We start from the raw sequence: 24,275 nt of genomic DNA on the forward strand, positions 1-24,275 counted from the left end.
TGGATTATGTAATGGAATTGAGGAAAGTGGTAGGTCATCGACCACTCATTCTCACGGGGTCTGTTGTCCTCATTATGAACGAGAAAGACGAGTTGCTATTGCAGCATAGAACCGATGGAGGTTGGGGCTTGCCAGGTGGCCTGATGGAATTAGAAGAAAGTTTGGAAGACACAGCAAGGCGTGAAGTGAAGGAAGAGACAGGCCTCCTCATAGGAGAACTGAAACTACTCGGTGTATTTTCTGGTCCTGACTATTATTTCAAATTACCAAATAAAGACGAACTTTACTGTGTCTCTGCGGTTTATATGACAAGGGATGTTCAAGGAACTATTGAAATTAATAAAGCAGAGTCAATTGATCTTCAATATTTTAATTTAGATCAATTGCCAGAAGGCTTGCTAAAAGAGTACCGCAGTTACATAGAACCTTTTAAAGAAAAATTAATTAAATAGAATAGTGAAAAAGGAGCGTTGTCTATGAAAAGTCCTGTTTTAAATGAACTTGGAGGCATCTTTATTCCCGTAAGTAATATTGAAAAGTCCCGCGATTGGTACTGCGAGCTGCTGGGTGTTCCAAATGATGGTGAAATCCCGTTCGGACACTTATATGTATTGCCGATGGGGGGGCCAGATATCGTCCTAGATAGTAAAATATATTCGCCTGATCGCATCATTAAACTGCCATTAGTTCAATTTAAGACAAACGACATTGTAGAGGCATACAATTATTTGAAGAGTACAGATGTGGAAATCGTAACAGAAATTCAGCACAATCATTATTTCAATTTTATCGACCCTGATGGCAACCAACTTATGATGTGTCGTTGCTAATACTTAACATTCCTTAACTACAGATTACTTTCAGTAGTTTTCTTTCCCTTGAAAATCCCGTTGCTTATAAAAATGAGGCAGCACAAAAATAGTTGCATTTTTACAACTAATAATCATATGACACCCTGCTAAATTAGGATTTCATAAAGCTTAACGTTGTAAATACGCATTTATTTTAGCTTCGAAATGAGCATTAGTTACAATATTTTTGAATTAGTCAAGAACCCTCGTGATTGAAATTATGAGGGTTCCTCACTTCGGACAAGACGTACCTTATTGACCATTAATTGAATTACATCTTGAATAGACAAATCACAGATTTTCATCTAGCTGTTTATATCTAATGACTCAATGTTATATCTATCTTTATGTCTCTCATCTCATGAATTTTTTGTAAGGTACGAAGGTGCATAGATTTATCTTCGGGCGACTCAGCGAATTTATACCACTCCACAAGCCTGTATCCGAACATAGCAAGGATTAGTTCATATATACAATGATCGGAGATATGGGACACATCCGCATATTTCGAAAAACCCCTGTAATACGCTGGAATGCATTTTTGGTAGTATTCAACCATATGACAGACGTCTGCTTCATCCGCTATTAAACTCGCGATATCCTCTCCCAAGTACCCCCACCCGGCGGTATCCCAATCGATAAGTACGATTTTATTGTCCGAATAGAATATGTTTGCCACCCAAAAATCTCTGTGGCAAAGCACTAGTGGCAGCTTTTCGATTCGATTGAATATTTCATTCGCGTTGTTATCAAAGTCTATGAGCATTTTACACAGGTGCTTCGGGATACCGCAGTCATCGGAACGTATGTAATCATACAAAACATTCCATGATCGATATCGCAGATAGTAGTTTTTCATGAACTCAACCTTGCTTAAATTGGACAAATTTTGAAATGCGCTTGGTCGTTCAGTGTATAACTTGCCTTGAAATTGCCCCAATTCCTTAGCTATACGTTCATACAGTTCTGAGGTTAGATTTAAGCCTGACAGACCATCAATATATTCCATCCATAGCTGAATCTCATCGCCATTTATTTCGGCGTAATAACACTCCGGCCAACGTAACGAATCGGAAAAAACTTTTTTAAAATCTGACGCATAGAGATCGTATTCCCTTCGCCATGAATCCGGATCACCATAACGCTCAAATTTTTTCTGTGTTTTCAAAACTATTTTATACGGCAGATTTTCACCATCAGAAGTTTCAACCATGCCTGTTACAAGCCGAACATCCCCAATTGTCCCGCCCTGCAATTCTTTAAGTTGATAATCTGCGCGGATTATCGTCTTGTCGAGCATTTTACTCAAAGCAAGCGCCAGTATTTCGGGCTTAATAATCTTTTCAACTTGATTGTTCATTTCTTGTATCCTCCTTTTTTACTCTTATGTTGCATGGCAATCGACTTTTGCCTTGCCCGTTTATCCATAAGATAACTAGTTATCATCCACAAACTTGTTTTCTCGCTTCTGTACAAGGTAACGCTCCCAATGCTCTGTTGCCAATGTTCCATCCGCAAGAGCGGCAAGAACAGCGCAGCTAGGCTCCCTCTTATGGCGACAGTCATTGAAGCGACACTGTGTGAATAATTCCTCCACATCGTTAAATCCCGCACTGATCCCGTCGTCGGCATCGAACAGTCCAAGTTCGCGCATACCCGGCGTATCAATAACCATCGCGCCGGAAGGGAGCATGAAAAGCTGGCGATGCGTTGTTGTGTGCCGGCCCCGGCTGTCGGCCTCACGGATAGCCTTAACAGTCATCACTTCCTGATTCATCAAAGCGTTTAGCAATGAGGATTTCCCTACGCCAGACATGCCGAGGAATACCACGGTCTTTTCTGGTTGCAGATATTTACTTAATTCATCTAAACCACTTCCGGTGTGACTGGAAACTATGTGTACTGGCACATCAGGAGCGGTTTTCTGAATCTCAGCTAACGGTGTGCTGAAATCGGTGGCCAAGTCAGCTTTTGTTAAGATTACGACAGGCTGGCCAAGGCTCTGTCGTGTCTGTGTCAGGTAGCGCATGATGCGGTTGACCTTGAAATCCCAGTTTAGGGACGACACGATAAATACGTAATCAAAATTCGTTGCTACGACTTGCTCCAGTATGGTTTTGACATACCCAGCAGCGTGTCCTGAATAATCAGCGCGAGAAAATTTCGAGCGGCGAGGCAGCAATTTGGCAATTCGTGAAGCACCGTTTTCGTTGTATTGTAGAAATACAAAATCACCCACACTCGGAAAATCCTCTCGTGCCACCGCAGTGTGGTAGAAGGAGCCCTTTAATACAGCCGTCACTTCTCCTTGTTCGGTAATGACGGTATATTGCTCTCGCTGTAGTTCCGTAATTCTTCCGGGTATTAAACCTATCGGCGGGGTTTCGACTTCAATATAGCCGTATTGTTTCATCTCAATCATTGAACCAATCCTCCCTAAATAATAAAAATACCACGAAACAGCAGCCTCCTAAGAAGCTGCTGTTTCGCGGCGAAAAGCCAAAATTCGGCTTATGATCAAAAAGGAATTCGACCTTCATCATATCCCACTAACTACAGTATTCATGAAAGGTTACTGTTTAGGGCATAGCAAGAAACACGGGTGATATTCCCGTTTACTTTCATTCTAAATGATAATCAAAGATTGGAATTTACTATGCCTAATATTCGATTAAGTTAAAACCACCAATACCATATAAGAAGTCATAAAAAACATCTCCTTTCGCAGGAAAAAGTTGCAATACAAATTCATGCCTTTAGTGTGACATAGCCCTTTGCGGCATAGCAATGGAAAGTTTGATTATAAGCAACTTTTATCGATCAGCCACCTCTCTAATTCACTTCTTCAAAATTTGCAAGGGGTTATACGTGTTACAAGGTTTTAATATTTGTTTCTAACCGGCCTTTTTGTTCATTAATTAGCTGAATAACGAAAAACATACAAAAGTTATATTTTTACAAACAAGAATATAAGTATTTACTTATATAAGTATATTGCTATATATTGATATATGGAAAAGCAGAGGTGAGGACAGGATGAAAAGATCCACAATCGAGATCGATAAAGCGGCAAACATTTTAAAATTACTAGGCGATAAAACGCGTTTAACGATGGTGGCAATTTTAGAAAACCATGATTGTTGTGTATGTGAGTTTGTGGCGATTTTTAAAATGAGCCAGCCCGCTATCAGCCAGCATATTCGAAAGTTAAAGGATGCGGGAGTGGTAGGAGAAACCAGAAAAGGACAATGGATTATGTATTCGTTAAATAAGGACAGTGAGTATTATCCGATCGTTCAAGACCTGCTGGATCACCTTCCGAGCCAAGATTGTAAATTAAAAGAATTGGAAGAACAGGGTTTACGAATTTCGTGTGACTAGATGGAGGATTTACATAAATGACATCAATCATTTTAGCATCAGGAATCTTTATACTCACTCTTACACTTGTTATATGGCAGCCAAAAGGACTATCAATTGGATGGTCAGCATGTGGAGGAGCCATTTTAGCTCTCGTTGTAGGTGTTGTAGATTTTAAAGATGTCATAGATGTTACATCAATTGTTTGGAATGCCACTTTAGCTTTCGTTGCGATCATTATTATTTCTCTCATCTTAGATGAGATTGGCTTTTTTGAATGGGCAGCCCTGCATATGGCAAGAGGGGCAAAGGGCGATGGGGTAAGGATGTTCGTATATGTTTCGATACTTGGAGCAATAGTTGCTGCATTTTTCGCGAATGATGGGGCAGCCCTAATCTTAACGCCGATTGTTCTTGCCATGGTAAGAAACCTTAATTTTAATGAAAAGATGGTTTTTCCTTTTATCATTGCGAGTGGATTTATTGCGGATACGACATCATTGCCGTTAATTGTAAGCAACTTAGTTAATATCGTATCTGCTGACTTTTTCGGAATTGGTTTTGTAGAGTTTGCCTCAAGAATGATTATTCCGAATTTCTTTTCATTAGCTGCTAGTATAATTGTCTTGTACTTATATTTTAGAAAAAGCATTCCAAAGAACTACGATTTATCGCATTTAAAAGCACCAGCTGAAGCGATTGGTGACCATAAAATGTTTACATTATCATGGATTATTTTAGTGATTTTATTGATAGGCTATTTTGTAAGTGAATTTATTGGGGTTCCTGTATCTTTCATAGCTGGGATTGTCGCTATACTCTTCTTGTTAATGGCACGAAAAAGCGCAGCTGTTAATACGCGCACTGTTATCAAGGGTGCACCTTGGGCAATTGTTTTTTTCTCTATCGGAATGTATGTAGTGGTGTACGGTTTAAGAAATGTAGGTCTTACAAATGTTCTAGCTGATGTAATCCAGCAGACGGCAGACCAAGGACTATTTTCAGCAACAATTGGTATGGGATTCATCGCGGCAATCCTTTCTTCTGTCATGAACAATATGCCTACCGTTATGATTGATGCACTTGCTATTTCAGATACGAATACAAGTGGAGTGATTCGAGAAGCACTCATTTATGCGAATGTCATCGGTTCAGATTTAGGCCCAAAAATTACGCCGATTGGCTCCCTTGCAACGCTGCTTTGGCTGCATGTATTGTCTCTTAAAGGAGTTAAAATATCCTGGGGAACGTATTTTAAGACAGGAATTATATTAACCATTCCAACACTATTCATTACATTAGTGGGTTTATATATTTGGTTGCTTATTATTTAACGTAAAAGGCGAGTCGCGGCATGCGAGATGGCAGAAGAATGGGTATTCTTGCACCGTTATGCGTTTAATCGGCGACTAGATCAAAAACTTCTGCCGAAACAAAGAGGTAAAAAAGAAGCCAAGAGAAAACACTCTCCTGGCTTTCATTTTTACTATTGAATATTGAAAAATACGCAAGAATGGCAAAGATTCAATGACGTGGTGCCAATAACATCACGGAAACACCAACTAAGCAAATACAGGCACCTATCCAATCATATAAATCCGGCGCCTTTTTATCAACTCCCCATCCCCATAAAACAGAAAGAATGATAAATACTCCCCCATAGGCAGCATACACTCTACCAAACGATGGGAATGATTGAAATGTAGCGACAACTCCATATAAAGCCAAGACTATCCCTCCAAAGATTCCCCAATAAAAGGGTTTACCTTCTCTTAGCCATAGCCAAATTAGATAACCTCCACCAATTTCGGCAAGTCCAGCAAGTATAAATAGCACAATAGCATAAATTATGTTAATCACTTCCTTAATTACTTTATTGAAAAAATACTAGCATTATTATAACGTATCGTTGAATATTCGGATGTTGTTTAGAGTTCTAGTGTAATTTGATTTATACTTAAAGTACTTGATTTTTATAATAAAAAGATTAAATTAAATAAAAACGATATGTACTTAACTTTACCTCTCGTACAAATATAGAATCGAATTTTAAGTAGAAGGTGTAAATGATGAAGAAAAAAGAAATAAGCGCGCTGTATATGCAACAATTTGCCTCTATTTTTGCATGTCCTATATGTTCCAGTTCAATGAGCATTATTGAGCTTACATCTATTGTTTGTGAAAAAAATCATACATTTGACATTGCTAAACAAGGCTACGTTAACTTTTTAACCCGCCCTGTGCAATCAGAATATGATAAGGAATTATTTGAAGCGCGTAAAATAGTGATACATAGTGGCTTGTATGAACCTCTTCATAAAATGATTAGAGTGATCATTGGTAAGAAGGAAGGCCCGAAAATACTGGATACAGGTTGCGGGGAAGGCTCACATTTGGCTCATATCCTTAAAGATGTGAACGAAGCTGTTGGAGTCGGGATTGATATCGCAAAAGAAGGGATTTTAACAGCAGCGAAATCTTATAGCAATATGATTTGGTGTGTCGGCGATCTTGCGAAAAGTCCTTTTTCAGAAGAATCGTTTGACATCATCTTGAACATCTTATCGCCAGCCAACTATACGGAATTTACGCGTCTGTTAAAACCTGATGGACTGTTAATAAAAGTGGTTCCGAAAAGCGGGTATTTAAAAGAGATCCGTAATCTTTTTTATAACGGGGCATATTCAAATGAACAAACCGTTGATCGGTTTAAGGAGAACTTCGAACAAATAGATACATATGAGCTATCTTACAAAGTTCCGCTACATGAAAGCCTCATTCAGCCTTTGCTGCGAATGACCCCGTTAACGTGGAATAAAATCGATGCAGACAAGGAAGTACAGTTCCCAGAAATCAGCATCGATTTGGATATTTTAGTAGGTCGGCAAAATTAGAACGGAGCCATCGCAGGCAATTTTGAGCTTTACTTTTGCTGATGGGTTCAGCGTGTTGCTTGTGGCTAACATCTTATTAGGTCTCATCGCAGGAAAGTTATTAGATTAAACTTTCACATGCTTTTCACTTAAAAACTCTTCAATCTGTTTTTTATGGTGGTTATCATGCCACACAAAGCTCGCAAAATAATTAAACATAGAGTGAGGATAACCGGAATATTCGTCGATTTTTTCGCCGTTTAACGTAAAGGCAGAAAAAAATTCTTCTTCTGTTTTTTCCTTTAATGCGGAAACGACCTTTTTTCGCATTTCAAGTTGACGATTAATTAAGCTTTGCGGCGATACACCAGACAAAGCATATTTTGCAGCTTTTTGATTCAGCGGTTCAAACTCAATACTATGAATGTCGGCATCAGGCTTCATCACGGGCAGCATTTCTTCAAGAATGTATTCGTCCCAGAAGGTGATGTGGCTAATAATTTCCGCAACGGACCATTTACCTGCAGCGATTGGCTCAAAGAAAAAATGGTCCTCTATTTTTTGCAGTGTTTCAACCCATAGATTGAAGCTTTCTAGATCATTGATAAGTTCTTTAACTGTATACATAACAATCCTCCATTAAAATAGGTTTATATTATATTCGAGATATTTTGATAAAAATCCTTTCGCTTTTTTCGGTATGTTAAGAAGAGAAATGATTAAAAAAAGCTATCTTAGTCGATAGCTTTATATTTCCATTGTTTTATTTTCAAGCTCGTGTCATCTGTTATTTATTGATAAAGTGACTATTAGAGGCGTCTGGTCTTATTATTTTCTTCTCCTTTTTGCATTTTCCTAATTCTATAGATTTTCTTCAGGATTTCTTTATCCTTAATTTGTGTAAAGTTCCGAACCCCCGGGAAGGTGTTTACTTCAAATATAATGGGAACTTTATTTGATTTTATTCCAAAATCGATGCCATATTCCAAACAAGGAAACTCAAGAGCAACCAATTTAGCCGCGTCAATGGAGATTCTTTTAATAGTATGAATGAATGCAATTTTTTCTTGTTCGTCCATTCCTAGATGCTTTGATAATAATTCAGAAACCTCCAAAACATGGGCTCCACGATTTAAATTGACGATGCCATTTTCAAACGTTTCATCTGTAGAAATATTTGCAAACATTCCGCTCACAAACCATCTTCCTTTTAACTTTTGAATATGCGCACGAATTATTAGTGGGTCTCCGTTTAAAGTAATGCTATTAATCCCTTCTTGAATAATAAAAGCGCCATTTAAACCGTCTCCAGTTGAATACTTTTCATACTGAAAATCTTCAATAGAAGCGATAGACACATTTAATGTCTCTCCCTTTAGCGTAAAGCCATTAATGCGATAGTTCCCATTGTCCTCTTTACAGGCTTTGAATATTCCCTTTCCTTGCCCACCTCTTTCATGTTTAATAAAAACAAAGGTATAGCGTTCTAGAAACTCTTTAAAATTTTTGACACTATAAGTCTTTGTTTCAGGAACAAAATTGGCGGTTGATGGATTCTCGGATAATAGTTTATGTTGGTAATATTTATTAATCCTAAAAAACAATAAAATCACCTCTTTATTATTACAGTCTTGGATCCAGGATAAGTATTATTTGCAAAAGTAGGAAAAAATGAGTAACTTTTGCGCAGTTCTCTCCCAATGATATAAAAGTCATATAGATTATGTTTCAAAAAGAATCTGGCCTGTACAATTGACTATATTCATTTGCTTTACCACGTATTAAATTCTTCCAATGTTCCATTTTATTTGGCTTAAAATAATAGTAGGCTTTGTATAGGGGATGAAAGCAGTAAGGGCAAATGAAAAAAACTAGACTAATAGGGGGGGTGAATATGATTCGTTCTTTTATTTTCGATATGGACGGAACGCTTTTCCAAACGAATAAAATTTTGGCGATTTCACTGGAAGATACTTTTAACTATTTGGGGGAAATCAATCAGTGGGTAGGGGAGACGCCTATTGAAAAGTATCAAGAAATAATGGGTGTGCCATTACCGGTAGTGTGGGAAACATTAATGCCGAACCATACGAGTACAGTTCGGACATTAGCTAATGACTATTTTCATGAGCAACTCATCCACAATATAAATAGCGGAAAAGGGGAATTATATCCCCACGTTTTCGAAGTATTTGATTTCCTAAAGGAAAATGATGTTTCCATCTACATTGCCAGTAATGGATTAGTGAAATATTTGCAGGCAATTGTCTCCTATTACAAACTGGATAGTTGGGTGACAGAGACCTTTAGTATCGAACAAATACATACTCAAAATAAAACCGATTTAGTTCAATTCATTAAACAAAAATATAATATAAATAATGGTGCTGTCATTGGTGATAGGTTATCAGATATTAATGCAGCAAAAGAAAATAATTTTGTCTCGATTGGCTGCAATTTTGACTTCGCACAAGCAGATGAACTCGCACATGCGGATTATGTGATAGAGAGCTTGCTAGAGTTAAAGGAGCTTTTACCTAGCCTACATTCCTTTCAAATCCAAGATAACGCGTCCCTTGAAACGTAAGAATACCGGTATCGCTTTCTGCAAGGAGGCCATATTCCTTTCCGGACACTTTGAATTCTGTTCGGTCGCCGCTTTCGAATTCAAAGGTAACAAAATAGGACGTACTCGTATGGTGGGAGTGCATATTGTCTCCGTTCATGTGCGTATGCCTACTTACTTGTGTCCTTTTGGACTTCACAATGGCAGGAACAGATAATCGTGGGGATTGCTCGTTTTCTTGCCATTGTTGAACCCCTTTTACAGAGTTGACTATAATTGAAATAATAACGATTGCAAAAACAATAAAAATAAAAATAGGGGCAAAATCGAATAAAGAATTTCCAAATCCCCCGACTGATACTCCATCCATCACATTCACATATATCCACCTCACTTTTACATTCATACGTTTTATTTATTCAGAAGGTTTCAATGAGCCTTTACTCAAATTAATGAATGAATTTATCAAAACAGCAGGTAAACATCAAAACCTTACCGAAAGTAAAACGAATAGAGATAGGATTAGTTCACTTCAAAGATCAAATCGATACTATTTTGTATAGTAGAAAGAGCTGCGATTTCAAAAGCACAAAAAGGAACGAATCATAATAATAAAGAAAGGAACGGCGATATGAAGAATTCAAGTGATGCTAAAAGTTGGATTGATAGTTTAATACCGCTGGGAATGATTTTAGGATGTGCGATCGGTGTCATTTTCGGGATGTTTTTCAAACCAAGCTTTCTAGTATTTGCAGTTAGTATAGGAGCTGGAATAGGCTATTTATGTGGGGTTATAGTTTATGGAGTTTATAATAAAAAAGGAGACTCATAGTTAAAAATATGAATATCAGAACTATAGAAGAAGCATGCCGTATTTTTAGCATGCTTCTTCTGGGCCGATCTAACTTGCGTTTTATGTTGTATGAAAAAACTTATTCTTGCTTGTCTTCATTAGTCTAATCCGCGGGACGCGTCGCCAATGATGGTGGCTAGCTCCTTTGGACGCGACCACATTGGCCAGTGGTGTGTCGGCAAATCGATGTAGGAAACGTTGCGCAGTTCAGTGAGTCCACTTATCCAAGCATGTCCTTCTTTGACAAAGGATTTCAAATCATCGGACGAGTGTGATGTACAGATAACGATGCTTGGTACATCAAGTCGTCTTTCGTTTGACAATTCAGGTGCCTCGCGTACGGCTCCACCAGGTTCGGGAACGGCTCGATTCCTTAAAAGATTACGATGTTCGTCGTTCATTCCGCGAATGTCTGCCTCATCAAGTTCCTCCCACGAAGGTAATGGCATTTCAATAGCATCGAAATTGGAATCTACCGCTCCTTTTGAAGGAAAAGTATCGACATAGACCATAGCTGCAATTCGTTCAGGCATACGATCGCTGACGGCGTAGCCTGGAATAGCAGCCGCGCTATGAACGGCGAGTACGACAGGCTCCTCAGCCATTTTCACAGCATCACAAATCGCGTCGATGTGATCCGACAGTTTCACTAAGGAACGGTCATCATCAATTGATTCGAGACCGGGCAACGTAAGAGTCTTAACATTGTAGCCTTCGACCCGTAGAGCAGCGGCAACTTCATCCCATGCCCACCCACCAAGCCAGAATCCGGGTACTAAAATGATTGGTGCACAATCTGACAGCTTGAGATCTTCCGGTTTATTCATATTCATGAGCACTCCACCTTTGATAGTCAAAATAAAAGAATTAGTTTAAAATCTCTCTTTAACAGTACAAATTCTATCAAAAGTTTTAATTCTCCTTTTTTAAAATGCGAATTATAGTTAGGTTGCAGGCACCTATATGAAAACCTCTTGGTATATTATTCGCAACGGAGGGATAGAATTGGTGAAAGACAGGACTATTGATACAGGCTCGCGATGTCGAAAAAGATAATATTTTGTCATAAAAGCTTGTATCTTATTAAAAGTTTATGCTAAAATCAAACTTATCCTCTTTAAAACGTAGCGAATGGGTTTATATGTAGTAACAACCTATCGAATAATTAAGTTTTAAAAATGTCGATTGAATCAACAAAAAGTGAAACAATTAAATATTATGGCTCGGTAGCTCAGTCGGTAGAGCAGCGAAGCAACACATCCCTGCCCGAGCGACGCAGCCACCCCCAACGAGCCGCGTCTTGCTTAACTCACTGAGTTGGGGGTGAAGGACGATTGGATCAACAAAAGCGGAACAATTTAATATAATGGCTCGGTAGCTCAGTCGGTAGAGCAAAGGACTGAAAATCCTTGTGTCGGCGGTTCGATTCCGTCCCGAGCCACATTCCCACAAAAAGTATTGCGATGACTTAGCCTCTCGTGGTGCTTTTTTTACGTGGACAAACATTATAACAAATCCTTCTGAACAGTCTGAAATAAGACAAGCAAATGCCTAAAAAAAACATTGTTGTAACAAGTTTGTAATATAAATTATTTGTTAATGTAAAAAATTAGAAGGTTCAGACTATTGTCTATATAAATCTCTAAAACCTCTCCATACAAGGGTTTCATCGCCTCCCACCTATACATTCTATTCCTGAAATGACAACATTTATACAATTATATTACATTGTTTCATATTGTCTCATTTTGGAAGTTTTATATGGTAAAGTAAAAGCAAGAAATGATACTGCAACTAAAGACCTACTATAGACACTAGAAAATAGGATAGAAGTTTATTTTTAGGGGGAAAACAGATGGATTTAGAGGTTACTCGGCCTAAAAGTAAAGGAATCACTACATTTTTGCTGAAATGTATTGTATTCCTGTGCGCTTTTATGATGATATCATCTTCTGCGGCCGCCGATACAAAACTTGAGTCAGTTATTCACGTCTACATCGACGATACTTATATAGGAACCGTGTCGAATCAAAGTGCAATCGACAATGTTGTCGAAAAACTAGTTAAAGAACAACAAGAAAAGTACGAAAACTTCAACTTGGAACTAGGAAACAAACTTACATATATTCCTGAACAAGTATTCCGATCCAATGCAGATAACGAAGCTGCTAGTAAAAAGGTTGAAGAATTGGCTGCGGTAAAAGCAGTGGCAACTGCGATTATGGCTGATGGCAAAGCGATTGCTTATGTCAATGATGCATCTGATGCTCAGAAGGTCATCAATGATCTTAAGCTTCAATACGTATCAAAAAAAGATTTATCTTTTGTGAATACATTAAAAGCGACGAAGGCACAGCTAGAGGATGTAAAAAAAGACGAATCCCGTGTCATTGATGTAAACATTAAAGAACCATTCGTTTTGAAAGAGGAAAAAACAGATCCAAAAAATGTCTTGTCACATAAAGATGCGTTGAAACTTTTACAAAAAGGTACGCTTGAAGAGAAAAAGCATGTTGTAAAAGAAGGCGAGGCGCTAGAAATCATCGCCAAAAACTACGATCTCAGCCTTAAAGAGCTAAAAAAACTAAATGATGGAATAACGGAAGACTCCATCCTTCAAATCGGTCAAGAGCTGAACACGGTCGTAACGAAACCACTTTTTCATGTAGTCGTTGATCGTGAAAAACATCAAGAAGAAACCGTTCCTTTTGAAAGAGAAGTCATCGAAGACAGCTCGATGCCAAAAGGCGAAACGAAAGTGAAACAAGAAGGCAAGAACGGCAAAACCGCTTTTATATACAAGGTTAAAGAAGTAAATGGTCAACAAACGAAAAAAGAAGTAATCAAAGAAACGGTACTTGAAAAACCGGTGAAACAGATTACGATAAAAGGAACAAAAGTCATCCCAGCCCGCGGAACAGGAAACTTTACGTGGCCGACTAACGGGGGATACGTATCAAGTGGAGTAGGTCAACGTTGGGGAGCGCATCATAAAGGGATTGACATCGCTAGACCTAGCAATTACACAATCAAAGCAGCCGATAATGGAATCGTTGTAGAAGCAGGCTGGAACAACGGCGGGTATGGGAATAAAATCGTCATTGATCATCAAAATGGATACCGCACCGTATACGCTCATTTACGCTCGATTGGTGTATCGGTAGGTCAGAAAGTTGAAAAAGGCTCTGCTATCGGAGTGATGGGAAGTACCGGAAACTCAACTGGAACACATCTGCATTTTGAAGTTTACCAAAACGGCCAGCTGCGAAATCCATTAAGTTATTTTTAAGATAGGAGAGACAGAATCTAAAGGGGCAAAGCTACCTTGGACCTGTCTCTTTTCTTATGCTAAAATAAAGAGATTAAGAGCAAAATAATACAGATTACGTTCACATAAATAAAATGATTTTTTTGTAAAGGGGAAATGAGGCCATGGATAAAAAGATACTTGTAGTTGACGACGAGAAGCCAATTGCAGATATACTTCAGTTCAATCTCACGAAAGAGGGCTTTACCGTGCAATGTGCATACGACGGGGACGAGGCTCTTAGGCTCGTGGAAGAAATGAAGCCTGATATGATCTTGCTCGACATTATGCTTCCTAATCGCGATGGCATGGAAGTGTGCAGAGAAGTTCGCAAAAAATATGAAATGCCAATCATCATGCTAACAGCAAAAGATTCGGAAATCGATAAAGTATTAGGGCTTGAACTTGGTGCAGATGACTATGTGACAAAGCCATTTAGTACGAGGGAATTGATTGCGCGTGTGAAAGCGAATATGCGCCGCCATGCCCAAGTGGCTCAACAAGCAGAAGACGATGAAAATGATGATATTACAGTTGGGAATTTAACGATTCATCCGAATGCGTATGTCGTTTCGAAAAATGGTGAGACGATCGAGTTGACGCATCGTGAATTTGAACTCCTTCACTACTTGGCGAAGCATATCGGCCAGGTGATGACGAGGGAGCATTTGCTGCAAACGGTATGGGGTTATGATTATTTTGGCGATGTCAGGACCGTAGACGTAACGGTTAGACGACTTCGTGAAAAAATTGAAGATAACCCTAGTCATCCAAACTGGATCGTAACAAGAAGGGGAGTAGGCTACTACTTACGCACACCTGAACAGGAGTAGGCAACATGCAAAAAGTAAGTTTTTTCAGATCAATACACATCAAATTTGTACTGATCTATGTCTTATTAATCCTGATTGCCATGCAAATTATCGGGGTCTATTTTGTCGGCAAGCTTGAAGATCAGCTTGTCACAAACTTTCAAAATGGAATTGAAGGGCGTCTCCCGCTTCTTGAATACAATATTCGTGAAGAAATGGTGAAGGATCGTTCGGCCGAAGATGCCCTTCCGTTAGAATCGGAAATTAAAAACCTTCTCCATGACTTCTCGACGAAAGATATTTCCGAAGTGCGCATCATCAATAAACGGAGCGTTATTATCGGCACATCCGAGTCGAGCAACGGAGGGGTCGTCGGGCAAAAGTCGAGCGATAATATGGTGAAAAGAACGCTTGAGGTCGGCGCATCAGAAGATAAAATATACTTTGATGGACAATCAGAAGGCCGAATTTGGGTGTTGACTTCGCCGATAAAACAAAATGGTGAAGTAATTGGCGCCATTTACCTTGTCGCCAAAATTGAGACCGTTTTTGAGCAGATGGACGAAATCAACAGTATTTTTATAACGGGAACCGTGATTGCGATGTTTATTACCGCCATCCTCGGAATCGTGCTCGCAAGAATGATTACGAGACCGATCTCCGATATGAGGCGGCAAGCAACTGCAATGGCAAAGGGAAACTTTTCCCGAAAGGTCCGTGTTTACGGGAACGATGAAATTGGACAACTCGCTCTTTCCTTTAATAATTTGACAAAAAAACTCCAAGAATCACAAGCGATGACCGAGGGTGAGAGGCGCAAGCTTTCATCCGTCCTTTCATATATGACAGACGGGGTCATTGCGACTGACCGAAAAGGAAAGGTTATTTTAATCAATGAACGTGCAGCAGAAATGTTGGACGTTTCACGTGAAACAGTCATTGCCCAGCCGATTACGGAGCTTCTCGAACTCGATGAAGATTATACGTTTGAGGAACTGCTAGAGGAAAAAGAATCTCTTATTCTCGATTACAGCAAATCTGAAGACCATTTTATTTTACGTGCGAATATGTCCGTCATCCAGCGTGAGACAGGATTTGTGAATGGGTTAATTGTTGTATTGCATGATGTGACGGAGCAGGAACGACTTGATGCAGAGCGGAGAGACTTCGTTTCGAATGTATCTCATGAATTACGGACACCACTTACAACAATGAGAAGCTATCTAGAGGCTCTAAAAGATGGGGCAATGAAGGACGAAACGCTCGGACCTCGTTTCTTAAGCGTCACGCAACTTGAAACAGAACGAATGATTCGCCTCGTAAATGACTTGCTGCAGCTTTCAAAAATGGATAGAAGAAACTATGAGATTAACCCAACATGGGTCGATTTTATTACATTTTTCAATTACATCATCGATCGATTTGAAATGACGAAAGAACGCCATGTGAATTTCCGCAGGCTGTTTCCGAAAGAAGCTGTTTTTGTAGAAATTGATGAAGATAAGCTTACACAAGTTATTGATAACATTATATCTAATGCATTGAAATACTCGCCAGAAGGGGGAACTGTCACCTTTCGAGTAAAAGTGCTTGATGACAAAATTGAAGTAAGCATTAGTGACCAAGGGATTGGAATTCCAAAAGAAAATATTCAAAAAGTGTTTGAGCGCTTTTACCGAGTCGATCGGGCAAGGACGAGGCAGCTCGGTGGAACAGGCCTTGGTCTAGCAATAGCGAAAGAAATGATAGGAGCCCATGGCGGTGATATTTGGGCGAAGAGCAAGGAAGGAAAAGGGACCACGATTCTATTTACCCTTCCTTATGACCCTGGACAAGAGGATGATTGGCTGTGAAATATGAAACAGTTAAGTCAATAGTGCTGACCGTGCTCGTAGCTTTTAGTGCCTTACTGACTTGGAATTTATGGACGTATCAGCCAAAATACAAGCTCCCTGAAAATAATGTTCATGAAATGTCCGTCTCAAAGGAAAAGGAGGCCTCACAAAGAGACGCCTCAGAGCTTATCAAACCGTTGCAAGTGCTTTTTCATATTGATGAAGAACATTACGGAACGGTGTTAGAAAAGGATATTAATAGCCTATTATCCAAAATGGGGGAGTGGAACTTTTATGACTTTGGAAGTGCACGAATCCTTGACTCCGATGAAATAGAAGATCTAGCACAGACGAACAATCGAATTGAAATTACGTATCCGGGCTCAGTCCCTTTCGATTTATATAAAGGAGTCATCCACTTTGAGACGGATGTGTTGCCAAACGGCTCTTTTGATCGCATCGTCATTAATTTAGACACAGGCATAAAGAACGATCAAAACGTTCATTTTATCTCGACAAATGAAGGAAGAGTATATGGAAGCAATGTAAATCCTGATTTTATTGCTGCATTACTAACCGAAACGAGAAGAAAAAAGAACAATTATGATGAATATAAAGCCTTTAAATTGTCAGGCAAGAGTGGTCATGACCGTATTATCTATGTAACGACGAAGGAAAAAGAACTGGATGGATTCATATACAAGATAGAGTATATCAATCCGGATAAGTTCAAAGATGCATTATTTCGAAGTCCTGAGAAAGTACGAAAAGCCCCACTTCCAGATGGAGAACAATATACGGATGATCGCAGTGTCATGAACGTTGATTATTCAACAAGTATGATTGACTATATCAATCCTGGACAAAGCTCTGTTAAGGAAAGTCTAGGCAATCAAGAAAATGTTTTAAAAAGAAGCATTGACTTTGTGAATGAACACAGAGGTTGGACAGATAACTATCGCTATTTTAGTATGTCGGTATATGAGAAGAAAACTACTTTTCAGTTATTTATGAATGACTATCCCGTTTTCAATGAGCAAGGGATGGCGAATATTCGTCAGTATTGGGGCAGAGAAGAAATTTTTGAATATAAACGCCCATTTTTCTCGAACCAGTTGCCGCTGATGCCAGCAAAAGTGGTTTTGCCGTCTGGCGAAACTGTGATGAATACTTTATTAGATCATCTTAAGTTAGAACCTGATGTGGTAGAATCTATTCTAATTGGCTATAGGCTTACAAAGGATACATCTATTCCCGAAATGATTACCTACGAGCCATCTTGGTATTACCTTTACGGAGGTAGTTGGCTTCGTTTTGATTTAGAAGAAATGAGGGGGGATATGAGTGGATTGGAATAGGATAAAAACGATTTTCATTATTGCATTCCTCATCCTTGATCTTTTCCTCCTTTCTCAATTAATGACGAAAACAAGGCAATTTGAAGTGAAAGATAATCCAACAACAGAAGAAAATTTAAAGTCGGATGGCATTAAGTACGATGGTCTGCCAAAGAATGTTGTCAGTGATCATTATATGAGCGCCAATTCGAAAGTATTTACAGAAGAAGAACTAGCTAAGATTGAAGATAAGGTTGAGTTTCCAGAGGATGGAGCAGCGATTCATGTAACACTAAAAAAACCGATTGTCGTCAATGAAAAGCAAAAGTTCTTAGAGTTGAATGATTTTATCAGTTCACATGTATTATACGGTGAGAATTATGATTTTTGGAACTATGATGAAGAGGAAGGCACTATCACCTATTATCAAAAATATAATGATAAGCCACTATTCATGAATCGAAGCGCTCAACTTGTTTTTCAAGTAAACGAGAATGGGGAAGCCATTTCATATGATCAAACGATGCTTGATCTTGATACGTTTGAGCCGATTAGTGAGCAAGAAGAATTGTATGCAGCTTTTAAGGCGCTTGAAACCCTTTATTCAAAAGGATTTTTAAAACCAGGCAGTGAAGTCGTCAAGTCGGAACTTGGCTACTTTACGCTAGTCAATATGGAAGCAACACAAGTAGTATTAACGCCAACATGGCATTTTCTTGTGAAAAATAAAGATGATACGATGGAAAACCTACTTGTAAATGCGTTTGAAGGACAAATCATCCAAGCGCAGCAACAAACTACTGAGAAAACAAAAATGGAGTGAAATGAATGTCAATGCAATTCAGTGTGCTGGCGAGCGGCAGTTCCGGAAATGCTATTTTTATAGAAACGGAGAACCATTCTTTCTTAGTGGATGCTGGGCATAGCTGTAAGCAAATGGACAAGCTGTTTCAGCAAATTGATCGAGATCCAGCAAAATTGGATGGGATTCTCGTCACTCACGAACATAGTGATCATATTAAAGGGATTGGCGTTATGGCCCGTAAATATAAACTGCCGATTTATGCGAATGAGCGGACATGGCAAGCGATGGATGGTCTAGTTGGAGAAATTGCCTCGGAACAGAAGTTTGTATTCGGAATGGAAACGGTGAAATCGTTCGGAGGACTTGATATTGAATCATTTGGTGTCTCCCATGACGCAGCAGAACCGATGTTTTACATATTTCGTTCGGGCGAAAAAAAGCTTGTTCTTGTGACGGATACTGGGTATGTCAGCGACCGAATGAAAGGGATCATTTCCAATGCGGATATGTATGTATTTGAAAGCAATCATGATATTCAAATGCTGCAGATGGGCAGATATCCGTGGAGTGTAAAGCGAAGAATTTTAAGTGATGTTGGGCATGTGTCGAATGAGGATGCGGCGCTGGCAATGAGTGATGTGATTGGCGACAGGACGAAAAGAATTTATCTTGCCCATTTGAGTCGGGATAATAATATGAAGGATCTTGCGCGGATGAGTGTGCAGCAGACACTTGAAGCGAAAGGAATGGCGGTCGGAGAGCAGTTTGAGCTGTATGATACGGATCCGCTTATTCCGACAGTGTTAACGGCAGTTTAGATTTGGCAAGATGATGGAAAAGGACGAGGACATTCGAGCAATTGACGGATGGATTCGTTCTTTTTTTATTCTTTAAAACTTTGACGTTGATTTACGCTGCAGACGGCTCGCTTTTCGATGGGCCACTGGAAAGGGCAAAAAAGGCGTGTAAAGCCTGCAGCCCAAATATACTTCGCTTTCCGCGGACGAATGGCAAGCCTCCTCAGGCTGCACCTTGCGGGGTCTTACCTATCTCGCATTTCCCCCGCAGGAGTCTACATATATTCGGACTGCTCAGCGTCAATTTAACAGTTTTTGTCTTTATTCCAAGCTACCATATTTAAGGAAACAGTATAAATTAAGCTCAAATATGGAGTTATTCGATATGATCGTTGTTGTTTTTAGCTTTATTATTCTTGATGAGTTGAAATCAAAATATTGTCATGGCAAAGGTGGAAATGCTAAACCACTTATCGGAATGATCTCTAATCTACTCAATCCATTATTATCACCAGGCTTTTACTGCTTTTCCATGTTCGAATCGTTCAAATAAAAAGGTGAGTATTCTATCTGCTGCATATTCAGGTGTTTTTAAGACTTTTTTATTTTCCGTATTTCTGTGCATATACGTATCAACCATTCCTGGTCTTACGGCCATGATTTTAACATCACTTTTTTCTATCCCAACGCTTTTTGTAAAAGTTTCAAGTCCAGCTTTTGATGTCGAATACCAACTTCCACCAGGGGATAAATTGAACGACGCACCAGACGAAACATTTAAAATTCTTTTTTCTATATCGTATTGTTCAGATTGCTTTATAAAACTAGACGTTAAAATCATGGGAGATATTAAATTGACATTCATCATATTTATAATAGAATCCGGCTCTGTTTCCTTTATATTTTGACTAAAATGAACACCAGCATTGTTAATGAGATAGAGAGATTTCATAACAGAAGAATCTATTTTCACAAATATATTTTTCATTAGTTCTTCAATTTCATATGTGTTATTTAAATCAAATTCGAAGTAATCCAAGTTGTGTTTTTTTGAGTTTGCAATTGAAATTAGATCATGATTCTTTTTTCTAGAAACACATAGTAAATGGTTATGATTCGATAACAGCTTTTTACAAAGTGCTTCTCCAATTCCTCTTGAAGCGCCAGTCAAAATAATATAATTCATATCTACCAGCCCCATTTTATTTAATAAATTATTTCTCAAATAGATATAGGTTATATTCTTTAAACGTAAATATAATTCCTTCAATTTAATATTTTATATTTAGCCGTTCTACATCAACAATCTAGATATATTGTTGAAAAGTTATTGATCAACCTTTAACCTTGATGTAAACATAAAAATTGGAGGCTTTATAATGATTCTTGAAGGTGCAATGCTGCAGGTAAAGGAAGGAATGGAATTGGAGTTTGAAGAGTCTTTCAGAAAGGCGTCGCATATCATCTCTTCGATGAAGGGTTACATATCGCATGAATTGAATAGATGTATGGAAGCTAAAGGGAAGTACTTACTATTGGTAAAATGGGAAAGTTTAGAGGACCATACAATTGGATTCCGTCAGTCACAGGAATACGAAGAATGGAAAAATCTTTTGCATCATTTTTATGAGCCTTTTCCAACAGTTGAACATTTTCAAAAGGTCGATCTTTCGTAATGTGTTCGTGAGCGGCAACATTTTTTGAATGCATGACAATCAAAGAGCCGCATTTCTGTAGTGACTTTACGTAAACTCAGCACCAATCGTTAATAACTTCCACAATGGCTTTATATTTTGTTATTTTATCCATAAACATTATAATATGAACATATAAAGGCAAACTAAGAGGCATGGAGCTATAGAAAGGGAAGGTGTTTCATGGGATTTTATGATAGTCACAACCCAAACCGCTATCAACCGAGACGTAGAGGATCTGGTTTCTTTACTGGACTGATAGGTGGGATTATAGGAGCCTTACTTGTTGCCATCATCTATCCGAATATAGTAGGCAACAATCAATCTGACGTAAGCACAGCACGAATTGAAACGAATCAAGGTAATGCAAACAATAATGTAACGAAAAATCTCTCCCTCGATGTGACGACGGATGTAACGAAAGCAGTCGATAAAGCAGGGAATGGAGTAGTAGGAATTACGAATATCCAATCAGCTAACTTCTGGTCAGCAACAGGCGATGGGCAAGAAGCAGGCGTTGGTTCCGGTGTTATTTATAAAAAGGCTGGAGACACTGCCTATATTGTAACGAATAATCATGTTGTCGAAGGAGCCAACCAATTAGAAGTAACATTGCCAGATGGAACGAAGATTGCAGCAAAGCTAAGAGGGACTGATGTATGGACGGATCTTGCTGTTGTTGAAGTCAGTTCAAAAGGGATTGGAAATGAACAAGTAAATGAATTTGGCGATTCAGATGCTTTAAAAATCGGGGAACCCGTCCTTGCCATCGGAAATCCATTAGGATTGCAGTTTTCAGGATCTGTCACCCAAGGAATTATCTCTGGCGTAAACCGTACTGTTCCTGTGGATATTAATAATGACGGTATTCCAGACTGGAACGCAGAAGTAATTCAGACTGACGCTGCCATCAACCCTGGGAATAGTGGAGGGGCATTAGTAAATATTGCGGGGCAAGTCATAGGGATCAACTCAATGAAAATTGCCCAAAGTGCTGTTGAAGGAATCGGATTTTCTATTCCAATCAACTATGTCGCTCCCATTATTGAAGATCTAGAGAAATACGGCGAAGTGAAGCGTCCTGCGATGGGGATCACGCTTAGAAATGTCGCTGAAATTTCAGCTTATCATCAGCAGCAAACATTGAAGCTGCCACATGAGGTAACTGAAGGAATTATGGTTGAATCCGTTGTACCAAATTCCCCTGCAGATAAAGCAGGATTAACTGAACTTGATGTCATCGTTCAATTAGACGATGAAAAAGTGGCAGATGTTGTAGAACTGAGAAAATACTTATATAACCATAAAAAAGTCGGCGATTCGATGAAGGTCACTTATTATCGTGGTGGAAAGAAACAAGAAGTCACGCTTAAGCTGACAGACGAAACAAGGATGTAATGGGGATAACTGAGCGGGAAAGCTTTTTGTGGGCTTTCTCGCTTTTTTAGTTAATGATACAATAGGGTGTGGATAAGTGGATTAGTAATGTGGGTAAAATAAGCGAAAAGCAGGTAAAATTTTTCGTTTAATAGTACATATGGATAGAGATTGTGTAAAAGTGAATGAAAGTCAACAGAGAGAAGGGTTTAAGATGATTTATTGTTGTAAAGAACATGTAGAATTAGCACTAGATATTATCGTGGATGAGTATGAAACTGCACCTGTATTAGAGGAGCTCAAAACAGAGGGCGACTTATCCACACCCTGTGAATATTGTGAAAAGACAGCTGCATATATTGTGGGGAACTAATGCTCGCATACAAAATGTGGATACAATTTGGGGATATGTGGATAACTTCTGTGTATAAGTTGTTTGTAATATGTGTGTAATATGTTTATAACTAAAGGTCGGGGTCAATAGACCCGAAATAAAAATAATCGATCTTTAACTAATACCCGTTAATAAAGAGAGGGAAACTATTGTGAATATCTCAATCATCACCGTCGGAAAACTAAAAGAAAAATACTTAAAACAAGGCATCGATGAATATTTAAAACGCCTCTCCGCCTACGCAAAGGTAGAAGTCATCGAAGTCCCCGACGAAAAAGCCCCCGAAGTACTCAGCGAAAACGAGATGCTTCAAGTCAAAGCGAAAGAAGGCGACCGCATCCTCTCCAAAATCCACCCCGACGCCCACGTCATCGCCCTCGCCATCGAAGGAAAAATGAAAACATCCGAAGAACTCGCCGAACGGATGGATCACCTAGCTACTTATGGAAAGAGTAAAATTGTATTTGTCATTGGTGGATCATTAGGATTGAGCGAAGAAGTAATGAAGCGAGCGGATGAAGGTTTATCATTTTCGAAAATGACATTTCCGCATCAGTTGATGAGATTGATATTGGTAGAGCAGGTGTATAGAGCGTTTAGGATTATTAAGGGGGAACCGTACCATAAGTAAATGAGGTTTTAGAGTTTATCCTAAAAACAGTCTATCCAAATTAGTAAAGTAAAGGTAGACTGTTTTTTTTATGAAATTAAATGGTTTAATATGTATATGTAATCAATAGATGGAGGATATATTTATGAATAAGTATAACGAAATGAAAGAATTATTTGAATTAGCTAATAAAAAGTATTTAATTGAACAAAAGGAGCTTATACAAAGTGGAGTCTCAGAACGAACTTTATGTGGTCAGTTAATGCTTTACCTAAATAAAGCAAAAGATAATGCTCTATATAGGCAATACTATGTTGATGTTGAGTACAACAGAAATATTAATGGAAGACTAAAGACAATAAAAGATGGAGAAGGAGAAATCATTACAATCAACTGTGATTTAATTCTTCACAGTAGAGGAGAAAATCTGGTACAAGATAATTTGATTGCTTTAGAAATGAAAAAGTCTAGTGGAAGAAGGAGTGAGAAAGAAAAAGATAGAGAGCGATTAAAAGCTTTAACAAGACAATCGTTTGATAACATTTGGAGCTATGATGGAAAATCTTTACCAGAACATGTTTGCAGATACATACTAGGTGTTTATTATGAATTGAACATTTCTCGAATGGAAGCATTAGTGGAATATTATCAAAATGGGAAACTAGTGCAAAGCTATACTTTAAGTATTTAGTAGTTTTTTGAACAAAAACTATTAAATATATAAAACACAAGTTTAAGTTTTGATGATTTTAATTAATTAGTCAAGTGACAGAATTGAAATATAGTTTATTAGAAAACAACAAA

General features: G+C 38.6%; 26 protein-coding genes and 1 tRNA gene. 19 read left to right on the forward strand and 8 right to left on the reverse strand.

Going from position 1 to position 24,275, the window contains the following annotated elements; translation table 11 throughout:
- The first annotated feature begins 11 nt into the window (after positions 1–11).
- Both KHA96_RS08020 and KHA96_RS08025 read left to right on the forward strand, forming a co-directional pair.
- Positions 12–452, forward strand: coding sequence for an NUDIX hydrolase (locus tag KHA96_RS08020; protein ID WP_249315403.1), 441 nt, complete (start codon positions 12–14; stop codon positions 450–452).
- 24 nt (positions 453–476) lie between these two features.
- Positions 477–830, forward strand: a complete 354-nt coding sequence (locus tag KHA96_RS08025; protein WP_213128806.1) for a VOC family protein — start codon at positions 477–479, stop codon at positions 828–830.
- A gap of 340 nt (positions 831–1,170) precedes the next feature.
- Here KHA96_RS08025 and KHA96_RS08030 read toward each other — a convergent pair whose 3' ends face one another.
- Entirely contained in the window at positions 1,171–2,211 is a 1,041-nt protein-coding gene (locus KHA96_RS08030; RefSeq protein WP_213128807.1) for an aminoglycoside phosphotransferase family protein, read from the reverse strand.
- Between the two features lie 75 nt (positions 2,212–2,286).
- Positions 2,287–3,273 (reverse strand): ribosome small subunit-dependent GTPase A, encoded by a 987-nt coding sequence (gene rsgA, locus KHA96_RS08035; RefSeq protein ID WP_249315405.1) that lies wholly within the window; start codon positions 3,271–3,273, stop codon positions 2,287–2,289.
- Positions 3,274–3,887: 614 nt separating this feature from the next.
- On the opposite strand from rsgA, the gene KHA96_RS08040 reads away from it, so the two are divergent.
- The gene (locus KHA96_RS08040) at positions 3,888–4,232 is read left to right on the forward strand and encodes an ArsR/SmtB family transcription factor (RefSeq protein WP_213128808.1); all 345 of its coding nucleotides are present in this window, start codon (positions 3,888–3,890) and stop codon (positions 4,230–4,232) included.
- 17 nt (positions 4,233–4,249) lie between these two features.
- The gene (locus KHA96_RS08045; RefSeq protein WP_213128809.1) at positions 4,250–5,545 is read left to right on the forward strand and encodes an arsenic transporter; all 1,296 of its coding nucleotides are present in this window, start codon (positions 4,250–4,252) and stop codon (positions 5,543–5,545) included.
- 190 nt (positions 5,546–5,735) lie between these two features.
- On the opposite strand, the gene KHA96_RS08050 is transcribed toward KHA96_RS08045, so the two are convergent.
- Positions 5,736–6,071 carry a YnfA family protein gene (locus KHA96_RS08050; protein WP_481748224.1) on the reverse strand — a complete coding sequence of 112 codons (336 nt, stop codon included), beginning with the start codon at positions 6,069–6,071 and terminating at the stop codon, positions 5,736–5,738.
- A 209-nt stretch (positions 6,072–6,280) separates the two neighbouring features.
- Between KHA96_RS08050 and KHA96_RS08055 the strand changes: the two genes are divergently transcribed.
- Complete coding sequence (locus tag KHA96_RS08055) at positions 6,281–7,105, forward strand: putative RNA methyltransferase (protein WP_213128810.1); 825 nt, start codon at positions 6,281–6,283, stop codon at positions 7,103–7,105.
- A 105-nt stretch (positions 7,106–7,210) separates the two neighbouring features.
- Here the strand turns inward: KHA96_RS08055 and KHA96_RS08060 are convergent, their stop codons facing one another.
- Together KHA96_RS08060 and KHA96_RS08065 are read right to left on the reverse strand one after the other, a co-directional pair.
- Positions 7,211–7,711 carry a DinB family protein gene (locus tag KHA96_RS08060; protein WP_213128811.1) on the reverse strand — a complete coding sequence of 167 codons (501 nt, stop codon included), beginning with the start codon at positions 7,709–7,711 and terminating at the stop codon, positions 7,211–7,213.
- Positions 7,712–7,893: 182 nt separating this feature from the next.
- Positions 7,894–8,688 carry a YheC/YheD family protein gene (locus tag KHA96_RS08065; protein WP_213128812.1) on the reverse strand — a complete coding sequence of 265 codons (795 nt, stop codon included), beginning with the start codon at positions 8,686–8,688 and terminating at the stop codon, positions 7,894–7,896.
- A 290-nt stretch (positions 8,689–8,978) separates the two neighbouring features.
- Between KHA96_RS08065 and KHA96_RS08070 the strand changes: the two genes are divergently transcribed.
- The gene (locus KHA96_RS08070; RefSeq protein WP_213128813.1) at positions 8,979–9,671 is read left to right on the forward strand and encodes an HAD hydrolase-like protein; all 693 of its coding nucleotides are present in this window, start codon (positions 8,979–8,981) and stop codon (positions 9,669–9,671) included.
- Here KHA96_RS08070 and KHA96_RS08075 read toward each other — a convergent pair.
- Entirely contained in the window at positions 9,622–10,020 is a 399-nt protein-coding gene (locus tag KHA96_RS08075; protein ID WP_213129872.1) for a DUF2500 domain-containing protein, read from the reverse strand. The genes KHA96_RS08070 and KHA96_RS08075 overlap by 50 nt on opposite strands.
- Positions 10,021–10,281: 261 nt before the next feature.
- Here KHA96_RS08075 and KHA96_RS08080 point away from each other — a divergent pair, with 261 nt between their 5' ends.
- Positions 10,282–10,482, forward strand: a complete 201-nt coding sequence (locus KHA96_RS08080; RefSeq protein ID WP_213128814.1) for a hypothetical protein — start codon at positions 10,282–10,284, stop codon at positions 10,480–10,482.
- Between the two features lie 119 nt (positions 10,483–10,601).
- Here the strand turns inward: KHA96_RS08080 and KHA96_RS08085 are convergent, their stop codons facing one another.
- Positions 10,602–11,336 carry an alpha/beta fold hydrolase gene (locus KHA96_RS08085; protein WP_213128815.1) on the reverse strand — a complete coding sequence of 245 codons (735 nt, stop codon included), beginning with the start codon at positions 11,334–11,336 and terminating at the stop codon, positions 10,602–10,604.
- Between the two features lie 535 nt (positions 11,337–11,871).
- Here KHA96_RS08085 and KHA96_RS08090 point away from each other — a divergent pair.
- The 7 genes from KHA96_RS08090 to KHA96_RS08120 all read left to right on the forward strand — a co-directional run bounded on the left by KHA96_RS08090 (position 11,872) and on the right by KHA96_RS08120 (position 19,417).
- Positions 11,872–11,944: transfer RNA gene (locus KHA96_RS08090), tRNA-Phe, on the forward strand.
- Positions 11,945–12,358: 414 nt separating this feature from the next.
- Complete coding sequence (locus KHA96_RS08095) at positions 12,359–13,792, forward strand: M23 family metallopeptidase (RefSeq protein WP_213128816.1); 1,434 nt, start codon at positions 12,359–12,361, stop codon at positions 13,790–13,792.
- Between the two features lie 143 nt (positions 13,793–13,935).
- Positions 13,936–14,643: a response regulator YycF gene (gene yycF, locus KHA96_RS08100; RefSeq protein ID WP_213128817.1), complete on the forward strand. Its 708-nt coding sequence runs from the start codon at positions 13,936–13,938 to the stop codon at positions 14,641–14,643.
- A 5-nt stretch (positions 14,644–14,648) separates the two neighbouring features.
- Positions 14,649–16,475: a cell wall metabolism sensor histidine kinase WalK gene (gene walK / locus KHA96_RS08105; RefSeq protein ID WP_213128818.1), complete on the forward strand. Its 1,827-nt coding sequence runs from the start codon at positions 14,649–14,651 to the stop codon at positions 16,473–16,475.
- A complete protein-coding gene (locus tag KHA96_RS08110) occupies positions 16,472–17,815 on the forward strand; it encodes a YycH family regulatory protein (protein WP_213128819.1) in 1,344 nt (447 codons plus the stop codon). Before walK ends, KHA96_RS08110 begins: the two co-directional genes overlap by 4 nt.
- The gene (locus tag KHA96_RS08115) at positions 17,802–18,617 is read left to right on the forward strand and encodes a two-component system regulatory protein YycI (protein WP_213128820.1); all 816 of its coding nucleotides are present in this window, start codon (positions 17,802–17,804) and stop codon (positions 18,615–18,617) included. Before KHA96_RS08110 ends, KHA96_RS08115 begins: the two co-directional genes overlap by 14 nt.
- A 5-nt stretch (positions 18,618–18,622) precedes the next feature.
- Positions 18,623–19,417: an MBL fold metallo-hydrolase gene (locus tag KHA96_RS08120; protein WP_213128821.1), complete on the forward strand. Its 795-nt coding sequence runs from the start codon at positions 18,623–18,625 to the stop codon at positions 19,415–19,417.
- 487 nt (positions 19,418–19,904) lie between these two features.
- Here KHA96_RS08120 and KHA96_RS08125 read toward each other — a convergent pair whose 3' ends face one another.
- Positions 19,905–20,582, reverse strand: coding sequence for an SDR family NAD(P)-dependent oxidoreductase (locus tag KHA96_RS08125; RefSeq protein ID WP_213128822.1), 678 nt, complete (start codon positions 20,580–20,582; stop codon positions 19,905–19,907).
- A gap of 193 nt (positions 20,583–20,775) precedes the next feature.
- On the opposite strand from KHA96_RS08125, the gene KHA96_RS08130 reads away from it, so the two are divergent.
- From KHA96_RS08130 to KHA96_RS08150, 5 genes are all read left to right on the forward strand, one after another.
- On the forward strand, positions 20,776–21,072 hold the full coding sequence (locus KHA96_RS08130) for an antibiotic biosynthesis monooxygenase family protein (protein ID WP_213128823.1): 297 nt from the start codon (positions 20,776–20,778) through the stop codon (positions 21,070–21,072).
- A gap of 201 nt (positions 21,073–21,273) precedes the next feature.
- Positions 21,274–22,488: a S1C family serine protease gene (locus tag KHA96_RS08135; RefSeq protein ID WP_213128824.1), complete on the forward strand. Its 1,215-nt coding sequence runs from the start codon at positions 21,274–21,276 to the stop codon at positions 22,486–22,488.
- Between the two features lie 193 nt (positions 22,489–22,681).
- The gene (locus KHA96_RS08140; RefSeq protein WP_213129873.1) at positions 22,682–22,840 is read left to right on the forward strand and encodes a CxxH/CxxC protein; all 159 of its coding nucleotides are present in this window, start codon (positions 22,682–22,684) and stop codon (positions 22,838–22,840) included.
- Positions 22,841–23,012: 172 nt separating this feature from the next.
- Positions 23,013–23,492 (forward strand): 23S rRNA (pseudouridine(1915)-N(3))-methyltransferase RlmH, encoded by a 480-nt coding sequence (rlmH, locus tag KHA96_RS08145; protein ID WP_213128825.1) that lies wholly within the window; start codon positions 23,013–23,015, stop codon positions 23,490–23,492.
- A gap of 124 nt (positions 23,493–23,616) precedes the next feature.
- Positions 23,617–24,162, forward strand: a complete 546-nt coding sequence (locus KHA96_RS08150) for a hypothetical protein (protein ID WP_213128826.1) — start codon at positions 23,617–23,619, stop codon at positions 24,160–24,162.
- Positions 24,163–24,275 lie beyond the last annotated feature (113 nt).

It is taken from the genome of Bacillus sp. FJAT-49711, assembly GCF_018343715.1.
Taxonomy (GTDB): domain Bacteria; phylum Bacillota; class Bacilli; order Bacillales; family Bacillaceae_C; genus Lederbergia.